22 protein-coding genes are annotated in these 23,364 nt (G+C 72.4%); 8 read left to right on the top strand and 14 right to left on the bottom strand.

Annotated features, from left to right (window positions below):
* Window positions 1-84 precede the first annotated feature (84 nt).
* A complete protein-coding gene (locus L2C96_RS11080) occupies window positions 85-813 on the top strand; it encodes a zf-HC2 domain-containing protein (RefSeq protein WP_020421461.1) in 729 nt (242 codons plus the stop codon).
* Here the strand turns inward: L2C96_RS11080 and L2C96_RS11075 are convergent.
* Complete coding sequence (locus L2C96_RS11075) at window positions 780-1,652, bottom strand: helix-turn-helix domain-containing protein (RefSeq protein WP_237336083.1); 873 nt, start codon at window positions 1,650-1,652, stop codon at window positions 780-782. The two genes, L2C96_RS11080 and L2C96_RS11075, sit on opposite strands and share 34 nt — an antisense overlap.
* Window positions 1,653-1,775: 123 nt before the next feature.
* Between L2C96_RS11075 and L2C96_RS11070 the strand changes: the two genes are divergently transcribed.
* Window positions 1,776-2,795, top strand: coding sequence for an aldo/keto reductase (locus L2C96_RS11070; protein ID WP_237336082.1), 1,020 nt, complete (start codon window positions 1,776-1,778; stop codon window positions 2,793-2,795).
* Between the two features lie 41 nt (window positions 2,796-2,836).
* On the opposite strand, the gene L2C96_RS11065 is transcribed toward L2C96_RS11070, so the two are convergent.
* On the bottom strand, window positions 2,837-4,234 hold the full coding sequence (locus L2C96_RS11065; protein WP_237336081.1) for a class II fumarate hydratase: 1,398 nt from the start codon (window positions 4,232-4,234) through the stop codon (window positions 2,837-2,839).
* Between the two features lie 103 nt (window positions 4,235-4,337).
* Here L2C96_RS11065 and L2C96_RS11060 point away from each other — a divergent pair, with 103 nt between their 5' ends.
* Window positions 4,338-5,312 carry an NAD(P)/FAD-dependent oxidoreductase gene (locus L2C96_RS11060; protein ID WP_237336080.1) on the top strand — a complete coding sequence of 325 codons (975 nt, stop codon included), beginning with the start codon at window positions 4,338-4,340 and terminating at the stop codon, window positions 5,310-5,312.
* A gap of 1 nt (window position 5,313) precedes the next feature.
* Here L2C96_RS11060 and L2C96_RS11055 read toward each other — a convergent pair whose 3' ends face one another.
* The 6 genes from L2C96_RS11055 to L2C96_RS11030 form a co-directional block, all read right to left on the bottom strand.
* The gene (locus tag L2C96_RS11055) at window positions 5,314-6,186 is read right to left on the bottom strand and encodes a S1 family peptidase (RefSeq protein ID WP_237336079.1); all 873 of its coding nucleotides are present in this window, start codon (window positions 6,184-6,186) and stop codon (window positions 5,314-5,316) included.
* On the bottom strand, window positions 6,183-7,253 hold the full coding sequence (gene glpX / locus L2C96_RS11050; RefSeq protein WP_027934110.1) for a class II fructose-bisphosphatase: 1,071 nt from the start codon (window positions 7,251-7,253) through the stop codon (window positions 6,183-6,185). The genes L2C96_RS11055 and glpX overlap by 4 nt, the downstream gene beginning before the upstream one ends.
* An 85-nt stretch (window positions 7,254-7,338) precedes the next feature.
* Complete coding sequence (locus tag L2C96_RS11045; protein ID WP_020421454.1) at window positions 7,339-7,554, bottom strand: exodeoxyribonuclease VII small subunit; 216 nt, start codon at window positions 7,552-7,554, stop codon at window positions 7,339-7,341.
* Window positions 7,551-7,949 carry a hypothetical protein gene (locus L2C96_RS11040; RefSeq protein WP_020421453.1) on the bottom strand — a complete coding sequence of 133 codons (399 nt, stop codon included), beginning with the start codon at window positions 7,947-7,949 and terminating at the stop codon, window positions 7,551-7,553. Before L2C96_RS11040 ends, L2C96_RS11045 begins: the two co-directional genes overlap by 4 nt.
* A 3-nt stretch (window positions 7,950-7,952) precedes the next feature.
* A complete protein-coding gene (xseA, locus tag L2C96_RS11035) occupies window positions 7,953-9,191 on the bottom strand; it encodes an exodeoxyribonuclease VII large subunit (protein WP_237336078.1) in 1,239 nt (412 codons plus the stop codon).
* The gene (locus L2C96_RS11030) at window positions 9,188-9,796 is read right to left on the bottom strand and encodes a lipid droplet-associated protein (protein ID WP_020421451.1); all 609 of its coding nucleotides are present in this window, start codon (window positions 9,794-9,796) and stop codon (window positions 9,188-9,190) included. Before L2C96_RS11030 ends, xseA begins: the two co-directional genes overlap by 4 nt.
* A gap of 135 nt (window positions 9,797-9,931) precedes the next feature.
* On the opposite strand from L2C96_RS11030, the gene L2C96_RS11025 reads away from it, so the two are divergent.
* Window positions 9,932-10,885, top strand: a complete 954-nt coding sequence (locus L2C96_RS11025; protein WP_039791852.1) for a 4-hydroxy-3-methylbut-2-enyl diphosphate reductase — start codon at window positions 9,932-9,934, stop codon at window positions 10,883-10,885.
* Between the two features lie 625 nt (window positions 10,886-11,510).
* Here the strand turns inward: L2C96_RS11025 and L2C96_RS11020 are convergent.
* Window positions 11,511-12,551, bottom strand: coding sequence for a DUF6542 domain-containing protein (locus L2C96_RS11020; RefSeq protein WP_237336077.1), 1,041 nt, complete (start codon window positions 12,549-12,551; stop codon window positions 11,511-11,513).
* A 156-nt stretch (window positions 12,552-12,707) separates the two neighbouring features.
* Entirely contained in the window at window positions 12,708-13,625 is a 918-nt protein-coding gene (gene rmuC / locus L2C96_RS11015) for a DNA recombination protein RmuC (protein WP_020422321.1), read from the bottom strand.
* Window positions 13,626-13,789: 164 nt separating this feature from the next.
* Here rmuC and L2C96_RS11010 point away from each other — a divergent pair, with 164 nt between their 5' ends.
* Both L2C96_RS11010 and L2C96_RS11005 read left to right on the top strand, forming a co-directional pair.
* The gene (locus tag L2C96_RS11010; RefSeq protein ID WP_020422320.1) at window positions 13,790-14,941 is read left to right on the top strand and encodes an exonuclease SbcCD subunit D; all 1,152 of its coding nucleotides are present in this window, start codon (window positions 13,790-13,792) and stop codon (window positions 14,939-14,941) included.
* Window positions 14,938-17,901, top strand: coding sequence for an AAA family ATPase (locus L2C96_RS11005; protein ID WP_237336076.1), 2,964 nt, complete (start codon window positions 14,938-14,940; stop codon window positions 17,899-17,901). The genes L2C96_RS11010 and L2C96_RS11005 overlap by 4 nt, the downstream gene beginning before the upstream one ends.
* A 3-nt stretch (window positions 17,902-17,904) precedes the next feature.
* Here L2C96_RS11005 and L2C96_RS11000 read toward each other — a convergent pair whose 3' ends face one another.
* Together L2C96_RS11000 and L2C96_RS10995 are read right to left on the bottom strand one after the other, a co-directional pair.
* Window positions 17,905-18,414 carry a methylated-DNA--[protein]-cysteine S-methyltransferase gene (locus L2C96_RS11000; protein ID WP_237336075.1) on the bottom strand — a complete coding sequence of 170 codons (510 nt, stop codon included), beginning with the start codon at window positions 18,412-18,414 and terminating at the stop codon, window positions 17,905-17,907.
* A gap of 21 nt (window positions 18,415-18,435) precedes the next feature.
* On the bottom strand, window positions 18,436-19,938 hold the full coding sequence (locus tag L2C96_RS10995; protein WP_237336074.1) for a DNA-3-methyladenine glycosylase 2: 1,503 nt from the start codon (window positions 19,936-19,938) through the stop codon (window positions 18,436-18,438).
* Between the two features lie 106 nt (window positions 19,939-20,044).
* Between L2C96_RS10995 and ychF the strand changes: the two genes are divergently transcribed.
* Complete coding sequence (gene ychF, locus L2C96_RS10990) at window positions 20,045-21,127, top strand: redox-regulated ATPase YchF (RefSeq protein ID WP_020422316.1); 1,083 nt, start codon at window positions 20,045-20,047, stop codon at window positions 21,125-21,127.
* Window positions 21,128-21,133: 6 nt separating this feature from the next.
* Here ychF and L2C96_RS10985 read toward each other — a convergent pair whose 3' ends face one another.
* Both L2C96_RS10985 and L2C96_RS45040 read right to left on the bottom strand, forming a co-directional pair.
* Window positions 21,134-21,829 carry a Pr6Pr family membrane protein gene (locus tag L2C96_RS10985; RefSeq protein WP_237336073.1) on the bottom strand — a complete coding sequence of 232 codons (696 nt, stop codon included), beginning with the start codon at window positions 21,827-21,829 and terminating at the stop codon, window positions 21,134-21,136.
* Between the two features lie 652 nt (window positions 21,830-22,481).
* Window positions 22,482-22,802, bottom strand: coding sequence for a VldE C-terminal domain-containing protein (locus L2C96_RS45040; RefSeq protein ID WP_308191146.1), 321 nt, complete (start codon window positions 22,800-22,802; stop codon window positions 22,482-22,484).
* Here L2C96_RS45040 and L2C96_RS45035 point away from each other — a divergent pair.
* Window positions 22,786-23,286 carry a hypothetical protein gene (locus tag L2C96_RS45035; RefSeq protein ID WP_308191145.1) on the top strand — a complete coding sequence of 167 codons (501 nt, stop codon included), beginning with the start codon at window positions 22,786-22,788 and terminating at the stop codon, window positions 23,284-23,286. The two genes, L2C96_RS45040 and L2C96_RS45035, sit on opposite strands and share 17 nt — an antisense overlap.
* Window positions 23,287-23,364: the final 78 nt, after the last annotated feature.

Genomic DNA, 23,364 nt, shown 5'->3' with positions numbered 1-23,364 from the left:
TCACAGGTCTGTGAAATCCCAACCGGTCCCAGAATCCGGAGCGGTGAGGGGAACCATCCAGTGCGCGCGGACGACAATGCAAATATGGACTGTGCAACCGCGCGCGAGGCGATCTCCGCCAATCTCGACGGCGAGGACCCCGGGGTGGATCCGGTGGCGCTCGACGAGCACGTCTCGCGCTGCGCGGCCTGTCTGACCTGGCAGGACGAGGCGGCGGCGGTGACGCGCCTGGTGCGCCTCGAGCCGGCCGCCGCGTCGCCGGACGTGTCGGCGCGAGTGCTCGCCCACGCGCCCGCGACCGCCCGGCCGGTGCGGCTCGACTGGCCGCGGCTGGCGCTGGTCCTCACCGCGATCGCCCAGTTGTCCATCGTGGTGTCGCTGTTGTTCGTGCCCCAGCGGATGGCCGACGGGATGGCCGTTCAGCCGGGATCGCACCTCGAACACGAGGCCGCGGCGTTCAACTTCGCCATCGCGATCGCCCTGCTGTGGGCGGCCGCGAAGCCGCGGCAGGCACGCAGCCAGCTGCCGGTCCTGCTCAGCTTCGCCGCGGTGCTCGTCGGGTTGTCCGTGCTGGACCTGGTCGCCGGCCGGGTCGGCTGGGAACGGCTGGCCAGCCACCTGCCGCTGCTGTTCGGCCTGTTCTGCGCGGTGCTGGTGGCGCGCCGCGACGGCCGGCGGCCGTGGCCGGGCAACCGGGCCGGTGCCGAACCGGCGAGCCGCACCAGCACCGGCGAGACCGGCCGGGACCTCGCCGAGCCGTCGGCGCAGTCCCGGAAGTATCAGCCGCCCGCCGCGCGGCGCAACGTGGCCTGATCGATGTCGTCGGTGGCGATCCAGCTGGCCAGCAGGCCCAGCGCGCGCTCGGACTCCGAGCCCGGTTCGGCGGTGTAGGTGACGATCGCCTGGTCCGGTTCGTCCGGCAGGCGCAGCGTTTCGTACCGCAGGTGCAGCTCGCCGACCAGCGGGTTGTGGATCCGCTTGTGGCCGTGTGCCTTCTCCCGCACGTGGTGCCCGGCCCACAGGTGGCGGAACAGGTCGCTGCCCAGTGACAGCTCGCCGATCAGCTGGGCCAGGCGCGGATCGCCGGGGCACCGGCCGGCCTCGGCACGCAGGTTCGCCACCAGCTCCTCGCAGACCTGGTCGAACTCGGGGTGCAGGGCGCGTGCCTCGTCCTCGCCGAGGAAGAACAGTTTCGGCAGGTTGCGCTCCTGCGGCGGCAGCGAGCCGAAGTCGAACGCGATCGCGCCGCCCATCGGGTTCCACGCCAGCACGTCGAGGTAGCGGCCGAAGACGAAGGCGGGCACCGACATGGCGTCGAGCAGTTGCTGCACCGCCGGCCGCACCTGCTGCACGGGGCACCGCCCGGTCCGCTTGAGGCGCGGTGACGCGAGGTTGTGCAGGTAAGCGCACTCGTCCGGGTTGAGGCGCAACGCCCTTGCGAGTGAATCCAGCACCTCGTCCGACACGTTCCGCGCACGGCCCTGCTCCAGGCGGGTCAGGTAGTCGACGCTGATCCCGGCCAGCTGCGCCAGTTCCTCGCGGCGCAGCCCGGCGACCCGTCGCCGCGTCACCCCCTGCGGCAGTCCCACGTCGCGCGGGTCCAGCGCAGCGCGGCGGGCCTTGAGGAACGCTCCGAAATCAGCTCCGTCCACGCCTCCAGTATCCGGATCCGCGCACCCGTTGCCTGGTACTGCCAGACCCAGGTCAAGCGTTGCCTGGTCCCCCTCCTCGTCCGCGGCGAACTTGGACACCACACACCAGAGGAGGAACTCGAAATGCGACGACGGATTCTCGGCGGCACCGGTATCGAGGTCAGCGAGTACACGCTGGGCGCGATGATGTTCGGCGCGTGGGGCAACCGCGACCACGACGAGTCGGTCCGCATGATCCACACGGCGCTCGACGCGGGCATCAACTTCGTGGACACCGCCGACATGTACTCCGACGGCGAGAGCGAGGTGATCGTCGGCAAGGCGCTCAAGGGGCGCCGCGACGACGTCGTCCTCGCGACCAAGGGGCACTTCTACGGCCTGAACAGGCCCGGCAGCAGCTCCCGCCGCTGGCTGACCCGGGCGCTGGACGACAGCCTGCGCCGGCTCGGCGTCGACCACGTCGACCTCTACCAGGTGCACCGCCCCGACCCCAACACCGACATCGACGAGACCCTGTCGGCGCTCTCGGACTTCGTGCGGGCGGGCAAGGTGCGCGCGATCGGGTCGTCGGTCTTCCCGCCCGAGCAGATCGTCGAGGCGCAGTGGGTCGCGGAGCGGCGCGGGCACGTGCGGTTCCGCACCGAGCAGCCGCCGTACTCGATCCTCAACCGGGGCATCGAGGCGCACGTCCTGCCGACCGCGCAGCGCTACGGCATGGGGGTGCTGACCTGGGGACCGCTGTCCGCGGGCTGGCTGTCCGGTAGGTACTCCACACCGTCCGATGTGGACTTGCAGGCCGGCCGGGTCGCGCTGCAGAACCACAAGTTCGACCCGGCCCTGCCCGGGAACGCGGCGAAACTGGCGGCCACCAACGAGCTGAAGAAGGTCGCCGCCGACCTGGGCCGCCCGCTCACGCACCTGGCGCTCGCGTTCGTGCGGTCGCACCCGGCGGTCACCTCGGCGATCATCGGCCCGCGCACGCCGGAGCAGCTCGCCGACCTGCTGGCAGGCGCGGACCTCGTGCTCGACGACGACGTGCTGGACCGGATCGACGAGATCGTCCCACCGGGCGTCGACCTCAACCCCATCGACCCGGACTACACCCCGCCCGCGCTCACGGACAAGTCGCTGCGCCGGCGCTGATCCCTGGTGGAGGCCACCCGCGGCGGGTGGCCTCCACCCGATCACTTGCCGCCGCGCGCCATCCGGAGCACGTCGAGGGCCTCGTCGAGCTGGGCCTCGGTGAGCTTGCCCTGCTCGATGTAGCCGCGCTCGACGACGACGTCGCGGATCGTCTTCAGCTCCTTGAGCGCCTGCTTCGCGACCGCGGCCGCCTCTTCGTAGCCGATGTACTTGTTCAGCGGCGTCACGATCGACGGCGAGCCCTCGGCGTAGGCCTTGGTGCGCTCCTCGTTGACGGTGATCCCGGCGATCACCTTGTCGGCCAGCAGGCGGGACACCGCGGCCAGCAGGCGCGCCGACTCCAGCACGTTGCGCGCGATCACCGGCAGGTTCACGTTGAGCTGGAAGTTGCCCTGCGAACCGGCGTAGGCCACCGCCGCGTCGTTGCCGATCACCTGCGCGACCACCTGCAGCGTCGCCTCCGGGATCACCGGGTTGACCTTGCCCGGCATGATCGACGAACCCGGCTGCAGGTCCGGCAGCTGCAGCTCGGCCAGGCCGGTGCGCGGACCGGAGCCGAGCCACCGCAGGTCGTTGGCGATCTTGGCCAGTGACACGGCGACCGTGCGCAGGTGCCCGGAGGTCTCGACCACGCTGTCCTGGCTGGCCTGCGCCTCGAAGTGGTTGCGTGCCTCGGTCAGCGGCAGGCCGGTCACCTTCGCCAGCTCCTCCGCCACCGCGGCGCCGAAGCCCTCCGGCGCGTTCAGGCCGGACCCGACCGCGGTGCCGCCGATGGGCAGCTCGCCCAGCCTGCCGAGCCCGGACTCCAGTCGCTCGATGCCGAACCGGACCTGCGCCGCCCACGCCCCGGCCTCCTGGCCCAGCGTGATCGGCACGGCGTCCATCAGGTGGGTGCGGCCGGACTTGACGATGTCCTGCCACTCCGCGGCGCGGCCCTCGATGGTCTCGGCGAGGTGCTGCAACGCCGGGATCACGTCGGTCAGCACCGCTTCGGTGGCGGCGATGTGGATCGTCGTCGGGAACGTGTCGTTCGACGACTGCGAGGCGTTGACGTGGTCGTTCGGGTGCACGTCGCTGCCCAGCGCGCGGCTCGCCAGGGTCGCGATGACCTCGTTGGCGTTCATGTTCGACGAGGTCCCGGACCCGGTCTGGAACACGTCGATGGGGAAGTGCGCGTCGTGCCTGCCCTCGGCCACCTCGTCGGCCGCCGCCGCGATCGCGTTCGCCAGGTCGCCCTCCAGCACGCCGAACCGGGCGTTGACCCGCGCCGCCGCGGCTTTCAGCAGGCCGAGCGCGCGGATCTGGGCGCGCTCGAGGCCCCGGCCGGAGATCGGGAAGTTCTCGACGGCGCGCTGGGTCTGTGCCCGGTACAGCGCGTCGACGGGCACCTTCACCTCGCCCATCGTGTCGTGTTCGATCCGGTATTCAGGTTCAGCCATAACCCGAGTCTGGCCCTTCCGCCGGGCGCTCGCTCCGTGTGTTTGCGCACCCGGAATGGTTAGATCGGTGGTGACTTGGATCACGGCGGAAGGGCGGCGGCCCATGGCTCTGTCAGTGGACGTCCTGATCGTCGGCGCGGGCCCGACCGGCCTGTTCGCCGCGTACTACGCCGGGTTCCGCGGGTTGTCGACGGCGGTCGTCGACTCGCTGCCGGAAGCCGGCGGGCAGGTCACCGCGATGTACCCGGAGAAGTTGATCTACGACGTCGGCGGGTTCCCCGCCGTGCGCGGCCGCGACCTGGTCAAGGGGCTGGTCGAACAGGCCGCGCCGTGGAACCCGGCCTACCTGCTCGGGCGCAAGGCCGAGGAGCTGCGCCGCGGTGACGACGGTCTGGACGTGGTGCTCGACGGCGGTGAGGTCGTGCACGCCAGGGCCGTGCTGATCACCGCGGGCATCGGCGAGTTCACGCCGCGGCCGTTACCGGCCGGGGACGGCTGGCTCGGCCGGGGGATGGTCCACTTCGTGCCCTCGCTGGACGCGCACGCGGGGCAGGACGTCGTGGTCGTCGGCGGCGGCGACTCGGCGTTCGACTGGGTGCTGGCGCTGCACCCGCTCGCGTCGAGCGTCACGCTGGTGCACCGGCGCGCCAGGTTCCGGGCCGCGGAGTCGATCGTCAACCAGGCCCGTGAACTGGGGGTGCGGATCATCACCGACGCCGAGGTCACCGCCCTGCGCGAGGGGCCGGATGGCGCGCTCGCCGAGGTCGAGGTGCAGGTCAAGGGCGAGGAGCCGGTGGTGCTGCCCGCGCAGGCGGTGGTGGCCGCGCTCGGGTTCACCGCCGACCTCGGGCCCATCGAGAACTGGGGGCTGGACATCCACCAGCGCGCCATCCGGGTCGACTCGACCATGGCGACCGGCGTGGAACGGGTCTTCGCGGCCGGTGACGTGGCCGCTTACCCGGGCAAGGTCAAGCTGATCGCCACCGGGTTCGGCGAAGCCGCAACCGCGATCAACAACATCGCCGTCACCCTCGATCCGGAAGCGCACCTGTTCCCGGGGCACTCCAGCAACCTGTGAGTCAGGCGGGTGGCGGTGGTGTGGAGGTCGTCGTCGGGCTGGGGGAGGGGGACGGCGTGGGAGTCGGGGTTGGCGTGGGGCTGGGCGCCGGGGTCGGCGTTGGGCTGGGTGCCGGGGGCGGTGGTGGCGCGGTCTGCTCGGTGATCCACTGCGTGTACGCCAGCGCCGAGGTGTAGATCGACGGCGCGGTCGTGCAGGCCGGATCGTTGTTGCCGGAACGGCTGGTCAGGCCCAGCAGCAGCCACCGGTCACCGGCCCGGACCAGCTCCGGGCCACCCGAATCGCCGTAGCAGGCGCCGGCCGTGCCACCGGGCGAATCGGTGCACAGCTCGGTCGCCGGATCGATGGCCGCGCAGCGGGCCGCGTCGACCAGCGTCGTGTCCAGCTGCTGGAGGTCGATCGGCGCGGCGCCGCAACCCGGAGTCGGGCAGAGCTGGCCCCAGCCCAGCAGCCGCACCGACGTGCCCACCGCGGCCGACGTGCCGAGCCCGACCGGCGCGGCCTGCACCGGGGCGGCCAGGTGGACCAGGGCGATGTCCCCGCCCGGCCCGCTCGGGTTGTAGTTCGGGTGGGTGATGACCCGGTCCGGCTTCGCGACCTCACCGCCCTGCGTGCGGTCGTTGCTGCCGATCCGTGCGGTGAAGGTGCCCGCGGGCTGGTCGTGGACGCAGTGCGCCGCGGTCAGCAGCCACTGCGGCGAGATCAGGGACGCACCGCAGAAGTGTCTCCCCGCGGTCGTCTGCAGCGACGCGACGAAGGAGTAGGTCTGGTCGGCGGACACGCCGCCGACCAGGTCCGGCCGGGCCGCCGCCGACTGCACCACCCCGGTGACGGCGACCAGGCAGGCGGCGGCGATCAGCAGGAGGCGTTTCACGGCAGCGGTGGCACCACATCGTCGTCGGGGGCATCGGTCAGGACACCGTCGAAGTCGACGGAGGAGTACGCGCGGAGCTTGGTCAGGCGGTGGTAGCCGTCGATCAGCCGCACCGTGCCCGACTTGGAGCGCATCACGATCGACTGGGTCGTCGCGCCGCCGGAGCGGTAGTGCACGCCGCGCAGCAGGTCGCCGTCGGTGACGCCGGTCGCGCAGAAGAACACGTTGTCGCCGCGCACCAGGTCGTCGGTGGTGAGCACGCGGTCCAGGTCGTGCCCGGCGCCGATCGCCTTCTCGCGCTCGGCGTCGTCCTTCGGCCACAACCGGCCCTGCAGCTCGCCGCCGAGGCACTTCATCGCGCAGGCGGTGATGATGCCCTCCGGCGTGCCGCCGATGCCGAACAGCATGTCGACACCGGTGGTCGGGCGGGCCGCGGCGATCGCGCCCGCCACGTCACCGTCGGAGATGAACCGGATCCGGGCGCCCGCCTCGCGGACCTCCTTGACCAGCTGCTCGTGCCGCGGGCGGTCCAGGATGCACACCGTCACGTCGGAGACCTCGGTGTGCTTGGCCTTCGCGACCCGGCGGATGTTCTCCGCGACCGGCGCGGACAGGTCCACCACGCCCGCGGCCTCCGGGCCGACGGCCAGCTTCTCCATGTAGAAGACGGCCGACGGGTCGAACATCGCGCCCCGCTCGGCGACCGCGAGCACAGCCAGCGCGTTCGGCATGCCCTTGGACATCAGGGTCGTGCCGTCGATCGGGTCCACGGCGACGTCGCAGGCCGGGCCGTCCCCGTTGCCCACCTCTTCGCCGTTGTAGAGCATCGGGGCTTCGTCCTTCTCGCCCTCGCCGATGACGACCACACCGCGCATCGACACGGTCGAGATGAGCTGGCGCATCGCGTCGACGGCCGCGCCGTCGCCCGCGTTCTTGTCGCCCTTGCCGACCCAGCGGCCCGCCGCCATGGCGGCTGCCTCGGTGACGCGCACCAGTTCCATCGCGAGGTTGCGATCCGGCGCTTCTTTGCGTCTGGTCGAGCTCGGGGACTGGGTGCCGCTGGTCATTGCTGCCCTCCAGGGTCGTGCTGGCGCGGGTAACGATTCTCTCAGACTCGCGCGGGCTCGCAGGGCAGCGTCGTGATGGCGAATGTCACCCTTCGTCGCTGGTTTCGTCCTCGACGGACTTGAGCGCGTCCTCGATCCGCTCGCGCGCGCCTTCCAGGTGACGCTCGCACAGCTTGGCGAGGTGCTCGCCCTTCTCCCACAGCGCCAGCGACTGCTCCAGGGACAAACCGCCCGCCTCCAGCTCGCGGACGACCTCGATCAGCTGGTCGCGGGCCTGTTCATAGCCGAGTTCTTCGGTCACCGGGTTGTGCTCCTCGCGGGTCGACGAGCGCACACTACCGCGCTCGCCATCGCGTGGTCGTAACCGGCGAACGCCGTGGCGAACTCCTGGCCGTCACCCTCGGTGATCGCCAGTTCGATCGACCCCTGCGCCTGCGCGACCCGCCTGCGGTGCGGCGCGCCCTCGTTGAACCACCACTTCACGCCCACGAAGGCCGAGGTCGCTTCCGACAGCTGACGCAGGCGCGCGTCCAGATCCCAGCGGCCCGGCACCGCGCACCCGGCCAGCAGCGACGCCCAGCAGGCGCCGGCCGCGGCCTCGGCGGCGCCCGCCCGGTCGAGAACGGCCTGCGCCCCGGCCCGGGCCGCGGCGTCCGTGGTGAGCGGGAGGAACGTCGCCCGAGCGGAACGCAGCACTTCCTACTCCCCTGGTTCGGTGGACTTCGCGACCGCGTGCACCGCTCCGTCGACGACGCGCACGCGCAGCGGAGTTCCGTCCGCTACTTCAGAGATGTGCCGGAGTACCTGGAGGTTGCCTGCGTCGTCCCGGTATTGCACGACCGCGTACCCGCGTTCGAGGGTCGCGGCCGGTCCGAGCGCGGTCAGCTTGCCGCGCGCGCCGGAGATGGCGGCCTGCTCGTGCGAGACCAGGTTGAGCACCGCGCGGCGGCCGCGTTCCCGGTGCAGCTCGACCTCGTCGGCGCGCCGGTTGATCGGGCCGAGCGGATCGGCCAGCACGGGGCGGCTGCGCAGCTGGTCGAGCAGGCGGCACTGGGTGTCCACCCAGCCGTGCAGCGCGCGGCGGGCCCGGTCGCGCATCTGCCGGACCCGCTCGGTCTCCTCCTTGACGTCCGGCACGACGCGCTTGCCCGCGTCGGTCGGGGTCGAGCAGCGCACGTCGGCGACGTGGTCGAGCAGCGGCGTGTCCGGTTCGTGGCCGATCGCGCTGACCACCGGGGTCCGCGCGGCGGCGACCGCGCGGCACAGGGTCTCGTCGGAGAACGGCAGCAGGTCCTCGACGCTGCCGCCACCCCGCGCGATGACGATGACCTCGACGGACGGGTCGGCGTCGAGCATCTTCAGCGCCTTGACGATCTGCGGCACCGCCTGCACGCCCTGCACGGCGGTGTTGACCACCTGGAACGGCGCGGCCGGCCACCGGGCGTGCGCGTTGACCAGCACGTCCCGTTCGGCGGCCGACGCGCGGCCGGTGATCAGGCCGATGCCCTTGGGCAGGAACGGGAGGCGGCGCTTGCGTTCTTTGGCGAACAGGCCCTCGGCGGCGAGGAGGCGGCGCAGCCGTTCGATGCGGGCGAGCAGCTCACCGATGCCGACCGCGCGGATCTCGGTCGCGCGCAGCGAGATCGTGCCGCGGCCCAGGTAGAACGTCGGTTTGGCGTAGACGACGACGCTGGCGCCGTCCCGCAGCGGCGGTTCGATGCCGCGCAGCAGGCCGGTCGGGCAGGTGACGGTCATGGAGACGTCGGCGGCCGGGTCGCGCAGGGTGAGGAACGCGGTCTGGGTGCCGGGGCGGGCGTTGATCTGCGTGACCTGGCCCTCGACCCAGACCGAGCCGAGCCGGTTGATCCACTCGGCGATCTTGCGCGCGACGGTGCGGACCGGCCACGGGTTCTCCGCGGAGGTGGGTTCGGCGCTCACTCCGCCTCGGTGTCCCCGGTGGCGTTGGCGCGCTGCACGTTGGTGATGCGGCGGGCCAGCATGCCGACGAACTGCGCGCGGTTCTCGTGGGCGCGCTCGTACTCCAGCAGCTCTTCGAGCTCTTCGAGGGAGAAGCGGCGCAGGCGGGCGCGCAGCTGCGGCAGGGTGAGCTCGTCGTAGTTGGACAGGCCGAGCGGACCCTCGCCGGTGCCGGCCGGGCTATCGAACTCGCCCTCGACGTGCTCCTCGCCCAGCGCGCGTTCCTCCTGTTCCCAGGGGCTGTCGCCGACGTCGGCGAGCACCGCGTCCGGGCGGTGGCCGTTGCGGTCGGCGCGCGGCTGTTCGGTCGGCTGGTCGGCGGGCAGGTCCTCGTCGAAGGTGGCCCAGCTCGGGGCGTCCTCGACGGGGCGCAGCGAGGCGAGGGCGTCGTCGCCGCGGATGGCCAGCTCGGTGACGTGCTGCTGCATCCGCATGGAGAACTGGAGCACGCCGGAGATCACCGTGACGGGCAGGCCGAGCAGGGTCTTCGGCAGGTCGCGGGCGCGTTCGGCGGCGGTGACGGCCAGGCCCGCCGCGACGCGGAGGGGAAGCGGGAGTGGCTTCATGGGTACAGCGTGCCGCACCTTGACGGTTCAGCCCAACCGGCGCGGCGTGGCGACGTGACGGGATGCACACAATTCGGGCGAGGGGTGCCCGGTGGGGGCGGGGTTCGCCTGCCGCGCGGCCCGTACCCTGGACGTATGACTGCTGTCTCCGAGCCCGTCAAGCGTGTGTTGCTGGCCAAGCCGCGTGGCTACTGCGCCGGCGTCGACCGCGCCGTGGTCGCCGTGGAGAAGGCCCTGGAGCTGTACGGGCCCCCGGTGTACGTGCGCAAGGAGATCGTGCACAACCGGCACGTGGTCGAGTCGCTGCGGGAGCGCGGGGTCATCTTCGTCGAGGAGACGTCGGAGGTGCCCGAGGGCGAGCTCGTCGTGTTCTCGGCGCACGGGGTGTCACCGGCCGTGCGCGCGGAGGCGGAGGAGCGCAACCTGCGCACCATCGACGCGACGTGCCCGCTGGTGACGAAGGTGCACAAGGAGGTCAACCGGTTCGCGCGTGAGGACTACGACATCCTGCTGATCGGCCACGAGGGCCACGAGGAGGTCGAGGGCACCGCCGGCGAGGCGCCGACGCACGTGCAGCTGGTGGACACGGCCGAGGACGCGGCGAAGGTCGAGGTGCGGGACCCGTCGAAGGTCGTGTGGCTGTCGCAGACCACGCTGAGCGTCGACGAGACGATGGAGCGTGTCGACCAGCTGAAGGGCCGCTTCCCGAACCTGGCGGACCCGCCCAGCGACGACATTTGCTATGCCACGTCCAACCGCCAGACCGCGGTGAAGGCGATGGCGGCGGAGTGCGACCTCGTGCTGGTGGTCGGGTCGAAGAACTCGTCGAACTCCCAGCGCCTGGTGGAGGTCGCGAAGCAGGCCGGCGCCAGGGACGCGCACCTGATCGACTTCGCCCGCGAGGTCGACGAGAAGTGGCTGGAAGGCGTGACGACGGTCGGCGTGACGAGTGGCGCGTCGGTGCCGGACGTGCTGGTGATGGACCTGCTGGCGTGGCTGTCCGAGCGCGGCTGGGGCGAAGTGCAAGAAGTGACGACCGCGAATGAGAAGATCGCCTTCGCGCTCCCCCGAGAGCTGCGAAGCGTCTGACCACGCCGGCCGGTGGTGCCGGTCGGATTCGGCGGGCGGCGGTTGGTCGGTTCCGGGACAAGCCCTGTCCTGGAACTGCCTCTTGCCCTGCGCCCGCAACCCTGAACCGCCGAGGTTGTTGAAGGCGGCTAGGTCCCTGCCCAGCTCGGCGCGCTGCGTCTGGCCGAACTCTGCGCACCGGTTGCTCCGGTACTGACTTCACAGCGCTGCGGCACCGATTCCACAGCCCCGACGCCAATCCCGCTGAAGTCCGCGCTAGTCCCGCTGCAGCCCACGCTTGTCCCCGCTGCAGCCTCGACGTCCGTCGGCCCCACGGCCCAGGCGCTCGTCCTACCGGAGCCCGGCGCGGTCGCCTCAACGTCAGCACGCCGTGATCTGGCGCTTCGCAGGAGCCCGGCCCCCCTGGGTCAGTCGGCCGATTGCGGTCTCGGGTCTGGAGCCCGGCGCGCTGCCGCAGCCGCCAGCCGCGCGCTCCGATTTCAGGTGCCGTCTCCGTAGCCCGGTTCCTTGCTTTAGCCCGCGCGCTCCGGTTTCACGAGTGGTCGTGTCTTGAGCCCGGCCCGCTGCCTCAGCAGACAGACCGCACTCTCAGGCGTCGTCGTTCCTGAGCCGGCAGACCGCCCGCTCAGGCGTCGTCGTTCCAGGGGCGGCGGCGTGGGGGGGTTCCGCGGCGGCCTTCGGGGGCTCGGCGCGGGTCCAGGCGTGGGTCACCGCCTCGTGGGGGGACGCGGCGGGGGCGGTCGGCAGCCGGGCCGCCGGTGCGTGGTTCGCCGCCGCGGCGGTCGGCTTCCTCCGGCGGCACACCGCGCTGCCGCGGGCGCCGTCCCGGAGGCGGCGTCTTGCCGCCGCGGGCCTCACGGCGCGGGTCGTCCCGGAGGCCCGGGTCCCGGCGTGGGTCGTCCTCCGCCGGACGTCGCGCGCCACCGTCCGCACCGCGCCGACCGCGCCGAGGCGCGTCGTCCGCGGCGCGACGCGGGTCGTCGTCGACCGGGCGTCGTCCAGGACGTCGCCCCGCCACACCACGCCCGGCCGCGACCGCACCCGCGGCAGCGCCGTCACCACCCGGACGGTCCTCCGAGCCGGCACGGTCCTCCGCGGGACGACGCCGACGCGGCGCATCACCCCGCGGCGCACCGCCGCGAACCTCGCCGCCGGGCCGCTTCGGGTCCGTGGGCCGCTTGCCGTCGCCGGCCTTGGGCTTCGCGTCCGGGTCGCGCTCGCGGTAGATCCGGACGATGCCCAGCACCAGGGTGCAGCCCGTCGTGATCGCCATCGTCGGGAAACCGTTGATCAGCGGCGTGCCGACCGCCAGCACCTTCGTCAGCATGTCGCTGTTGTCCGGCAACCCGGAGACCAGCAGCACGACCCCGGGCACGGTGATCCCCAGAATCAGCGGGGGCTGCACCATCGGCCCGAACAGACTGCGCCGTTGCACACCGCACACCGCGCCCACCGCGCCGACGAAGTACGCGCCCTGGAACAGCCAGCCGAGCTTGTTCTGCGTCTGCATGTCGATGACCGCGCCGATCACCGCCAGCCCGAAGGCGAGGAGCACGGCACCCCACCACGGCAGGCCCCGGCGTTCACCGACGATGGGACGCTGATCCCACGGCACGGGGATGTCGTCGGCGTCGGAATCGCTCCGGCGATCGGGAATGGCGGTCACGAGGCAACACCGTAACCTGTAGCCGGCCCCACTGGCTCCCCATCCCGGCGAGGATGCGGTTCAGACCACTGGCGCGCCCCCACGGGAACCCGTCGTGATCAGGGGTTTCGGCTCGTCCGGCCGTGTTGGCAACGTGCCGGTAACGCGAATTTTTCGCTAGCTCGCGGCTATCTCGTCCCCCCTTCGGATGGGCGCCACCTCGGTCGGGCTGGCGGCCGCGTCCGACAGTGGCGCCACGGCTGCCCGGAACCCTTCGAGCGCCTCCATCTCCCGCCGGCGCGCCGACAGGAACCGCTGCAGGTGGGTGCTGCTGAGGTTGAGAGCCTCGACAGCGTTGCCCGCTGCCCGGTGCGCGGCCGCCGCGCCGGCCCGCACCCGCTCGATGTCGTCCACCACCGCCCGGTCGCTCGCGGCGAACAGCGCGGCCGACGCCACCACCGCGAACCCGGTCGGTCCGCACAGGAACACTCGCCGGTCGAGCATCCAGCGCAGCAGTTCGGGATCGGTGTCCAGCGCCGCCACGACGGCCGCGTCGGACGGCACGAACATCACCGTGCCGTAGATCGCGTCGGCCCAGCGCTGGTACCCCTTGCCCGCGAGCTCCGCGGCCCGGGAGCGGAGGTTGCGCACGTGGACCCGCAACGCGTCCATCCGCTCGTCCGGATCGTCGGTTTCGACCGCTTCCGCCCAGCAGGCCAGGCTCGCCTTCGCGTCGACCGGCACGGCCCGGTCGCCACCGACCCGCAGCACCATGTCGGGTTTGGCCGATCCACCGCCACCCAGGTCCGTCTGCAGTGTGTAGTGCAGCCCCTCGCGCAATCCCAGCGCCCGCGCGGTCTCCGCCAGTACCTGCTCGCCCAGCTCGCCCCTGCCGGTGATCGAGGCGAAGGCCACTTCGTACCTGCGCAGCGCGGCCTGCTGCTGATCCACGCGTGACCGCTCGGCTTCGACCTGGCGGGCCGCCGCGTCCGCGCGGCGCATGCTGTCGCCGTAGAGCCGCCACAGCAGAGCGACCGCCACGACCAGGACCAAAGCGATCGCGACGGCTGCCGTGCTGATCACGGTGGAGGCCACTGCCGCCCTCCTTTCTTGATCGTCGAGAACGTGACCGCATCATGACGGAGGGCACCGACAAAAACGGGGCCCGGCCGCGCGGATCCACTCCGAACACACGTTCGGGTGAAGCATCGCGGTGTGTCTGCGGGATTCTGTCGGACCCCCCTCCTAACTTGGGCCACGTGAGACTCCTGCACACCTCCGACTGGCACGTCGGACGCACCTTCCACGGGCTGGACCTGCTCGCCGAGCAGGACGCCGTGCTCGCGCACCTCGCGGACGTGGTGGCCGCCGAGGGGGTGGACGTCGTCCTCGTGTCGGGCGACATCTACGACCGCGCCGTGCCGTCCGCCGAGGCGGTGCAGGTCGCCAACCGCGCCCTGAGCCGCCTGCGGCACGCCGGCGCGCACATCGTCCTGACCTCCGGCAACCACGACTCGGCCCCGCGGCTGGGCGCGTTCGGCGAGTTCGCCGCCGCGGGCGGTCTGCACCTGCGGACCACGATCGACCGGATCGCCGACCCGGTCCTGCTCGACGACGAGCACGGGCCGGTCGCGCTCTACGGGATCCCTTACCTGGAGCCGGAACCGGCGCGGCACGCGCTCGGCGTTACGGGCGCGCGCGGGCACACGGGCGTGCTCACCGAAGCGATGCGCCGCATCCGCGCCGATCTCGCGGATCGCGCGCCGGGAACCCGCTCGGTCGTGCTCGCGCACGCGTTCGTGACCGGCGGCGCGCCGACCGAATCGGAGCGGTCCATCGCGATCGGCGGTGTGGAACAGGTTCCCGGCGCGGTCTTCGACGGCGCGGACTACGTCGCGTTGGGACACTTGCACGGCCCGCAGACGCTCGCCGAGCACCTGCGGTACTCGGGCAGCCCGGTCGCCTACTCGTTCTCCGAGGCGCAGCAACGGAAATCGGTGTGGATCGTGGACCTCGACGCGTCCGGCCTCGCCGGCGTGCGGCGGCACGAGCTGCCGGTTCCGCGCCGGCTCGCGAAGATCACCGGCAGGCTCGCGGACCTGCTCGCCGACCCGGCGCACGACGAGCTGGCCGAGTGCTACCTGTCGGTCACGCTCACCGACCCCGTCCGTCCGGTGGACGCGATGCGGTTGCTGCGGGAGCGGTTCCCGCACGCCGTGCATCTGGAGTGGCAGCCGGAGAACGGTAAGACGTCCGCCGCGTTGCGGTACGCCGCGGCGGTGCGGGGCCGGTCCGACGAGGAGATCGCGCACGGTTTCCTCGACGACTGCCGTGGCGCGCCGCCGAACGAGCGTGAAGCCGCGCTGCTCCGGACGGCCCTGGAGAAGGCGGACAGGGAGGACGCGGCATGAGACTGCACCGGCTGGAGGTGGCGGCCTTCGGACCGTACCGGTCCCGCGAGGTCGTCGACTTCGACGCGCTCGGCGCAGACGGGCTCTTCCTGCTGCACGGCGACACGGGCGCGGGCAAGACGACGCTGCTGGACGCGGTGGCGTTCGCGTTGTTCGGCACGGTTCCCGGTGCGCGCGGTCAGGTCAAGCGCCTGCGCTGCGACCTGGCGGATCCGGACGAGCCGACCGAGGTCGTGCTCGAACTGACCGTGCAGGGGCAGCGGCTGCGGTTGCAGCGCAGCCCCGAGTACCAGCGTCCGAAGCGGCGTGGCGAGGGAACGACGACGCAGCAGGCGAAGGCGGTGCTCCGGTGGGTCGGTCCGCCGCCCGCCGGCCAGCCCCCCGAGGGCCTGACGCGGATCGACGAGGTCGGCCGCACGGTCCAGCGCCTGCTCGGGATGAGCGCGGAGCAGTTCTTCCAGGTCGTGCTGTTGCCGCAGGGCGAGTTCGCCCGCTTCCTGCGCGCGGACACCGACGAGCGCGAGAAGCTGCTGGAGCGGCTTTTCGGCACCAAGCGGTTCGCCGAGGTCGAGGGCTGGCTCCGGGAGCGGCGGGCGGACCGGCGGCGCGAACTCGACCAGCAGCGCCAGGACCTGCGCGAGTGGACGGCGCGGTTCGCCCAGGTGGCCGGGGAGGACGTGCCTGAAGAGGACGTCGCGGGCTGGGTCGCGCGCACCGGCGAGCGGATCCGCTCCAGTGTGGAGCAGGCCCGCGAGGACGAGAAACGTGCCAGGGCGGCGCGTGAATCGGCTGACGAGCTGCTGGCCGAGCGGCTGTCGGCGGCGGAACGCGTGCGCCGGGTCCGGGAGGCGCACCGGCGGCTCGCGGCACTGGCCGAGCAGGAAGAGGAACGGCAGCGCTGGGCCGCCGAGCTCGAGGCGGCGAGGCGCGCGGCGGCAGTGGTGGGTGTCGCGGCACAGGCGGACCGGTGCGCGACGCAGCTGGACGAAGCCCGCGTGGCCGAGGAGCGCAAGGCAGCCGCCCTCGTGGCGACCGGTTTCACGGACGCGCAGGCGGACACCGCGGAGTTGCGCAAGCTGTCCGGGAAGCTGCGCGAGGAGGCCGGTGCGCTCGCCGGGCTGGTGGCCGAGGCCGAGCAGCAGGTGCGCGATCGACGGGACATCGAGCGCTACGCCGAGGCCGCGAGCGAGGCCAGGGCCCGCGTCCAGGTGCTCGGGGAGAAGCTGGCGGGCATCCCGGAGCGCGTGCGGGACCTGCGGGGGCGGCTCGACGTCGCGATCGACGCCGAGGCGAAGCTCGGTGAGGTCCGCAAGCGCGAGTCCGAACTGGTCGCCGCGGTCCGGGACGCGGAACGCCTGCCCGCGGCCGAGCGCGTCGTGGCGGATGCCGGAGCGGCGGCGCGCGAGGCCATCGACCAGCACCAGGAGGCGCGTGAACGGTTCCTCGAACTGCGGAGGTGGCGGCTCGACGGGATGGCGGCCGAGCTCGCGTCCCGGTTGACGTCCGGCTCGCCGTGCCCGGTGTGTGGTTCCTCTGACCACCCGGCTCCGGCCATGGCGGCGCCCGAAGCTGTTTCACCGGAGCAGGAGCAGGCGGCCGAAGAGGCGGAGAGCCGGGCGGAGCGGCGCCGGAAGGCGGCGGAGGCGGCCAAGCACGAAGCCGAAACGAAGCTCGCGGCGTTGCGTGAGCGTCTGCGGGGCCGGGACGGCGCACAGCTGACCGAGGAACTTTCCTTGCTGCGCAGGGAGATCGCGGGTCTCGACGCGCTGGCGAAACAGCGGGCGCCGCTCGCGAAGCAGGTGCAGGCGGCCGAGACCGAGCAACGGGAACTGGAAGAGAAGCGCGCTGCCGAACTGCAGGCGGCCACGGCCGCCGAGACCCAGCACCGGGCGCTGACCGAGCGCGTCGCCGAACGCGCCCGGCGCCTGGAGGAAGCGCGAGGTGAGCACCCCGACGTCGCCGCCCGGCGCGCGCACCTGACGGGAATCGTGCGAGCGCTGGACGCCCTCGCCGAGGCGCGGTCCGCGGCTGCGAGCGCCGCTGAGCAGCTCGAGCGTCAGCGCGCTGAGGTTCGGGAAGCGCTGTGGAGAGCCGGTTTCGAGACCGTGGAGGAGATGCGGGCCGCCGCGCGTGACGAGGCGACGGTCCGTGATCTGGAGAAACGGCTGGCTGACGCCGGGAAGGCAGAGGCAGCGGCGCGGGCCACGCTGAACGAGCCCGAGCTGTTCGGGGTCGGGCCGGACGACGAGGTGGACGTCGAGTCGGCGAGGGCGAAGGCCCAGGCGGCGCGGGAACGAGCCGAGGCCGCGGTGGCTGTGCTGCGGTCGGCGGCCGCCCAAGCCGACGCCCTGGGCACGCTGGCCGAGCGGCTGGCGGCCGCGACCGAGCGGCTGCGGCCGCTGGAAGAGGAGTTCGCCGAGCTCGACGCGCTGACCGACGTGGTCAACGGGCGCGGGCAGAACGCGCGGAAGATGTCGCTGCGGTCGTACGTGCTGGCGGCCCGGCTGGAAGAGGTGGCCATCGCCGCGACGGCGCGGTTGCAGACGATGAGCCAGGGCCGCTACTCGTTCGTGCATTCCGATGCGGCCGGATCGCACGGCACGAGGGGCGGCCTGGGACTGGACGTGCTGGACGACTTCTCCGGCACGGTCCGTCCGGCGAAGACGCTGTCCGGCGGGGAGTCGTTCCTCGCGTCACTCGCGCTGGCCCTCGGGCTGGCCGACGTGGTCGCGGCGGAGACCGGCGGCTCGCTGCTGGACACGTTGTTCGTCGACGAGGGCTTCGGGACGCTCGACTCCGAAACCCTCGACGTAGTGATGAACATCCTCGACGAGTTGCGGGCCGGAGGCCGAGTGGTCGGCCTGGTGTCCCACGTGGAGGAGCTGCGGCAGCGGATCCCGACCCGGTTGCGGGTGCGCAAGTCCCGCACCGGGTCGAGTTTGGAGCTGCAGATGGCGTGAACTTCAGGAGCGGTACGGGGTTTCGTGGTCGAGCAGCCAGCGCTTGACGTCCACGCCCCAGCGGAAGCCGCCCAGCGCGCCACCGATGCGGAGCACCCGGTGGCAGGGCACGAACAGCGCCGCGGCGTTGCGGGCGCAGGCCGAGGCCGCGGCGCGGATGGCGGCGGGGCGGCCGGCGAGGGTGGCGTACTCGGTGTAGGTGACCGGCTTGCCGGCGGGCACCGTGCGCAGCACGTCCCACGCGTGCTGCAGGAACTCGCCGGACCGCTGGCGCACGGGGATGTCGTCGATCGCGTCCAGTTCGCCGTCGTGGTAGCGGCGGATCGCGGTGCTCACCGCGCCGAGGTCGCGCTTCTCGCGGAGGTCGGACGGGCGCAGTGAGGGGGAGATCTGGGGAGTCAGTTCGCCGAGTTCGGCGGTCCAGCCGGAGGCCAGGACGGCGCCGTCGCTCGCGACGATGGCGGTGAACGGTCCGATCCGGGTGTCGGTCGTGGACCAGTGGGCGATGCTCATGTCGGTTCTCCTTGACGGGGTTCAGGCTTGGCTCGAGCGCCACAGGTACATGCCGGCGTAGGACCGCCAAGGTCGCCACGCCTGTGCGCGTTCGGTGAGTGCGGGGATGTCGTCGGCGATGCTGAGGGCGGCCGCGCCCTTGCGGAGGACGAGGTCGCCGGTGAGCAGCACGTCGGGAGCGCCGAGGACGCGCATCAGCACGTAGTCGGCGGTCCACGGGCCGATGCCGGTGAGGGCGAGGAGTTCGGCTCGCAGCTCGGCGGGGTCGCGTCCGACGTGCACGTCGACGTCTCCGGAGGCGAGTGCGGCGGCGGCGCCGAGGATGGCGTCGGTCCGGCGCTTCGGGCCCCGCAGCACCTCGTGACCTCGCTCGGCCACCGTCTCGGCGGTGGGGAACAGCAGGAGGTCGGGCTGCCACGGGACCGGCTCGCCGAGCGCGGCGGTGAGCCGGCCGGCGGCGGTGCGCGCGGCGGCGACGGAGACCTGCTGGCCGAGCATGGCGCGTAGCACCAGCTCGAAGCCGTCGGCGGCGCCGGGGACGCGGATGCCCGGGGTCGCGGCGACCGCCGGGGCCAGTGCCGGGTCGGTGGCGAGCACGCGCGCGACGGCCTCGGGGTCGGCGTCCAGGTCCAGCAGGCGCCGGGCCCGGGTGACCGCCGCGCCGAGGTCGCGGACGTCGGCGAGCCGGAGGTCGCAGCGCACGTGCCCGTCCTGCGGCGTCAGCGTCACCGTCGCGGCGCCGTGCGGGAGCCGGAGGGTGCGGGCGTAGCTGTGCTCGTCGACGGACTCCACACCGGGCACGGCCCGGGCGGCGAAGAAGCCGAGGAGCCCGGCGGCGTCGAACGGCGGCCGGAACGGCAGCCGCAGGGACAGCCGGGTCCCGGCCGTGCCCGCTTCGGGCTCGGCGGCGCCGGCGCGGCGGCGTGCTGCGGCGGCGGCCGTGCGCAGCTGCGACGGGGTGCGGGCGAAGACCTCGCGGATGGTGTCGTTGAACTGCCGCACGCTGGCGAAGCCGGCCGCGAACGCGACGTCGGCCAGCGGCAGCTCGGACAGCTCGATGAGCAGCCGCGCCGAGTGGGCCCGGTGCGCGCGGGCCAGTGCCAGCGGTCCCGCGCCGAGTTCGGCGGTGAGGACCCGGCCGAGCTGCCGCTCGGAGTAGCCGAGGCGGCGGGCCAGGCCGGGCACGCCCTCGCGCTCGACGACGCCGTCGGCGATCAGCCGCATGGCCCGTGCGGCCAGGTCGGCGCGCACGTTCCACTCGGGTGAGCCGGGCACGGCGTCGGGCAGGCAGCGGCGGCAGGCGCGGAAGCCGGCGGCCTGCGCCGCGGCGGCGGTCGGGTAGAACCGCACGTTCTCCTGCCGCGGGGTGAGCGCCGGGCAGGACGGCCGGCAGTAGATGCCGGTCGTGCGCACGGCCGTGATGAACTGGCCGTCGAAGCGGGCGTCGCGCGAGGCGACGGCGCGGTAGCACCGCTCGTTGTCGCGCCAGAGCGCCTGCTCGGCCGGTGCGGCGATCGCTGTCATGGGTTCGATCCTGCCAGCAGGTCAGGCGCCTGACTGGCGGAATTCCGACATGGCCGTGAACGGGCGGCCGGGCCGGGTGGTGGGCCCGCCCCGTAGACTTCGGGCCGTGAGTCTGACCCTCGGTATCGTCGGCCTGCCCAACGTCGGCAAGTCGACCCTGTTCAACGCGCTGACCCGCAACGACGTGCTCGCCGCGAACTACCCGTTCGCCACCATTGAGCCGAACGTCGGCGTCGTGCCGCTGCCCGACGAGCGTCTGGACAAGCTCGCCGAGATGTTCAGCTCCGCCCGCACCGTGCCGGCCACGGTGTCCTTTGTGGACATCGCAGGCATCGTCAAGGGCGCGTCCGAGGGTGCCGGCCTCGGCAACAAGTTCCTCGCGAACATCCGTGAGGCCAACGCGATCTGCCAGGTCATCCGCGTGTTCGACGACCCGGACGTGGTGCACGTCGACGGCCGGGTGGACCCGTCGTCGGACATCGAGACGATCAACACCGAGCTGATCCTCGCCGACCTGCAGACGCTGGAGAAGGCGCTGCCGCGGCTGGAGAAGGAAGCCCGGACGAAGAAGGAGAACCGGCCCGCGCTGGAAGCCGCGCAGAAGGCGAAGGACATCCTGGACAGCGGACGGACATTGTTCTCCGCGCAGAAGGAGGTCGACACCGCGCTGCTGCGTGAGCTGAGCCTGCTCACCCTGAAGCCGTTCCTGTACGTCTTCAACGCCGACGAGGGTGTGCTGACCGACCAGGCGAAGCGCGAGGAGCTGACGAAGCTGGTCGCCCCCGCCGACGCCGTGTTCCTGGACGCGAAGGTCGAGGCCGAGCTGCTCGAACTCGACGACGAGGAGTCGGTGCGCGAGCTGCTGGAGTCGGTCGGCCAGACCGAGCCCGGCCTGCACGCGCTGGCCCGCGCCGGGTTCCACACGCTCGGGCTGCAGACCTACCTCACGGCGGGCCCGAAGGAGTCCCGCGCGTGGACGATCCCGCAGGGCGCCACCGCGCCCCAGGCCGCGGGCGTCATCCACACCGACTTCGAGCGGGGCTTCATCAAGGCGGAGGTCGTGTCCTACGACGACCTCGTCGAAGCCGGCTCGATGGCCGCCGCGCGCTCCGCCGGCAAGGTCCGGATGGAAGGCAAGGACTACATCATGGCCGACGGCGACGTGGTGGAGTTCCGCTTCAACGTCTGACCCGGCCTACGGCGCCGATCGCTCCGGCGGGGCCGACACCCGGTGGTCGGGGGTCGGCGTGTCTCGCAGGAGGGCCGGCATCCGGGCGTCGGCGAGTTTGAACAGTGCCGCGAACGCCGGGGCGAGCACCACGACGAGCCCGCGTTGCGGATGGCTGCTCCGAGGCCCAGGTCCGTCACGTCCCAGGAACGGGTACGGGTACCAGTCGGTGAAGGCGCCCTGCGTGAAGATGTAGACGAGCCACGCCAAGGGCCACACGAAGGCGCCCGCGACCGTCGACCACGAGATCCGCGGGCGCGGCCCGAACAGCAGCCACGCCGCGATCGTCGCCCACGGGGAGATGTAGTGGAAGCCGACGGTCGCGGCCAGGGCGGCTCCGGTGAGGTGCACCTGGGGCGCCAGCATGATCGCGAAAACCAGCCCGGTGATGAGGATCCCCAGTAGCGCGTCCAGCCGCACCACGCGCCAGACCGGGCCGTCGAAGGTGGGGCGCCACACGAGCACCAGCGCGGCGGCGAGCACGAGCAGGTTGCTCTCGATGGTGAAGTAGCTGAAGAGCCGCCACAGGCGGACCCCGAGGCGGAGCGCCTCCCCGGTCTGGCCGGAGTTCGCGTCGGCGCCGCCGGTGAAGATCAGCGCCAGCTGGACGGCGAGCGAGGCGATCACGACGAGCGCGACGGGCCCGTGCCACCAGCGGGACACGGTCCAGGACGTTCGAGCCGCGGGAATCAGGTGACCGAAAGTAGCTCCTGGGTCCACGGAGCGCGAGCTCATGGCGCCGGGCCGCGGTCTCCGGGCGCGGCGGGGTGGGGTGGGGCGGCGCGAGGGCCGTGGGGGGTGTGGGGCTGGTGGGCGGTGCGCGGGCTGGCGGGCGGTGCGCGGGCTGGCGGGCCGGTGAGCCGTTGGGGGTGTCAGGGGCTGGTGGGCGGTGCGCGGGCCGGTGAGCCGTGGGCGATGTGTCGGCTGGCGGGCTGGTGGGCTGTGGGGGTTCCAGGGGTTGGTGGATGGTGTGCCGGCTGGCGGACCGGTGGGCCGGGGGGTGTCAGGGGCTGGTGGATGGTGTGCCGGCTGACGGGCCGGCGGGCTGTGGGGGTGTCAGGGGCTGGCGGGCCGGTGGGCCGTGGGGTTCCAGGGGCTGGTGGGCGGTGCGCCGGCTGGTGGGCGGTGCGCGCGCCGCAGGGCGGGTGGACCATGAGCGGTGGGGCGTGCTGAGGTGGCAGGGCGCCTGCTCAGGGCACAGCGGAGCCCGCCGCCGGCGGCTGGGCGACACCGAAAGAACAAGAGAACGCCCAGGCCGGGGAAGCCTGGGCGTTCTCTCGTGAACTGCGGGCGTCGAGCCCGTAACCCGCGCCGATCAGCAGGTCACGTTCACCGATCCGCTCGACTCGAACGACACGTGCACGTGGTCGTAGTGGTTGGCCGTGGCGTCGCCGCGGTCTTCCATCGTCGACCAGCCGCTGCCGTCGTTGTAGCGCTGCCTCCAGATCACGTACTTGACGTTGAACTCGGACTGGTTGGCCAGCAGGTAGTCGGCGATGGCGTTGCCCGTGGACGTGTCCACCATGAAGTCCAGCGCGAGGCCACTGGGGTGGTCGCTCGTGCCGGAGCGGCCCGCTCGGCCGCCGATGTCGTCCACGCCGAACTTCGCGGCGATGTGGTTGCCCACCTTCGCCACGTGCGGCAATGTGCCCTCGAGCACCGACGAGCAGGCGTTCGCCGCCTTGGTCGTCGTCTTCGGGGTCGTCTTCGTGGACTTCGGCGTCGACTTCGAAGTGGTCGACGGCGGGGGCGCCACCGGCGGCGTCGTCGTCACCGGCGGGGGAGGCGGTGGCGGCGTCGTCGTGCTGCTCGACGTGCTCGTCGGGGCCGAGGTCGTCGGCAGCGGCTTCATCTGCGCCGCCATGCTGGCCGTGTCCTGCCTGCTGAAGTTGCCGGTCAGCCAGACCGCGAAGCCCAGCACGAACGCCGCGGCCAGGCCGATCGCCAGGGGGACTCTCAGCGATTTCGCTTTGGATCTATGTCGACCCACCATTCGGAAGATCACCATTTTCGGGGAGGGGACTTTTCGGCCGTTCGGGGGATGGCCGCCCGTGACATTACGAATAGGACACGGAAAAGTCACCAACGAGTGGTCATGGACACAGATCAACTGCGCGTGAAAAAGGCCCGCCGGGGTACCGGCGGGCCTTTGACCTGCTGGAACTCAGCCCAGCGCGGCGAGCACGAGAACGGCGAGC

The organism is Amycolatopsis tucumanensis, from assembly GCF_021654135.1.
Classification (GTDB): domain Bacteria; phylum Actinomycetota; class Actinomycetes; order Mycobacteriales; family Pseudonocardiaceae; genus Amycolatopsis_E; species Amycolatopsis_E tucumanensis.
This window is presented reverse-complemented; position numbering and strand designations above follow the sequence as displayed.

What these genes read in the sequence shown, in the direction of transcription:
- L2C96_RS11080 (WP_020421461.1), top strand. Translation starts at nt 85, where the DNA reads ATGGACTGTGCAACCGCGCGCGAGGCGATCTCCGCCAATCTCGACGGC.
- L2C96_RS11070 (WP_237336082.1), top strand. Translation starts at nt 1,776, where the DNA reads ATGCGACGACGGATTCTCGGCGGCACCGGTATCGAGGTCAGCGAGTAC.
- L2C96_RS11065 (WP_237336081.1), bottom strand. Translation starts at nt 4,234, where the DNA reads ATGGCTGAACCTGAATACCGGATCGAACACGACACGATGGGCGAGGTG.
- L2C96_RS11060 (WP_237336080.1), top strand. Translation starts at nt 4,338, where the DNA reads ATGGCTCTGTCAGTGGACGTCCTGATCGTCGGCGCGGGCCCGACCGGC.
- glpX (WP_027934110.1), bottom strand. Translation starts at nt 7,253, where the DNA reads ATGACCAGCGGCACCCAGTCCCCGAGCTCGACCAGACGCAAAGAAGCG.
- L2C96_RS11030 (WP_020421451.1), bottom strand. Translation starts at nt 9,796, where the DNA reads ATGAAGCCACTCCCGCTTCCCCTCCGCGTCGCGGCGGGCCTGGCCGTC.
- L2C96_RS11025 (WP_039791852.1), top strand. Translation starts at nt 9,932, where the DNA reads ATGACTGCTGTCTCCGAGCCCGTCAAGCGTGTGTTGCTGGCCAAGCCG.
- L2C96_RS11005 (WP_237336076.1), top strand. Translation starts at nt 14,938, where the DNA reads ATGAGACTGCACCGGCTGGAGGTGGCGGCCTTCGGACCGTACCGGTCC.
- L2C96_RS11000 (WP_237336075.1), bottom strand. Translation starts at nt 18,414, where the DNA reads ATGAGCATCGCCCACTGGTCCACGACCGACACCCGGATCGGACCGTTC.
- L2C96_RS10995 (WP_237336074.1), bottom strand. Translation starts at nt 19,938, where the DNA reads ATGACAGCGATCGCCGCACCGGCCGAGCAGGCGCTCTGGCGCGACAAC.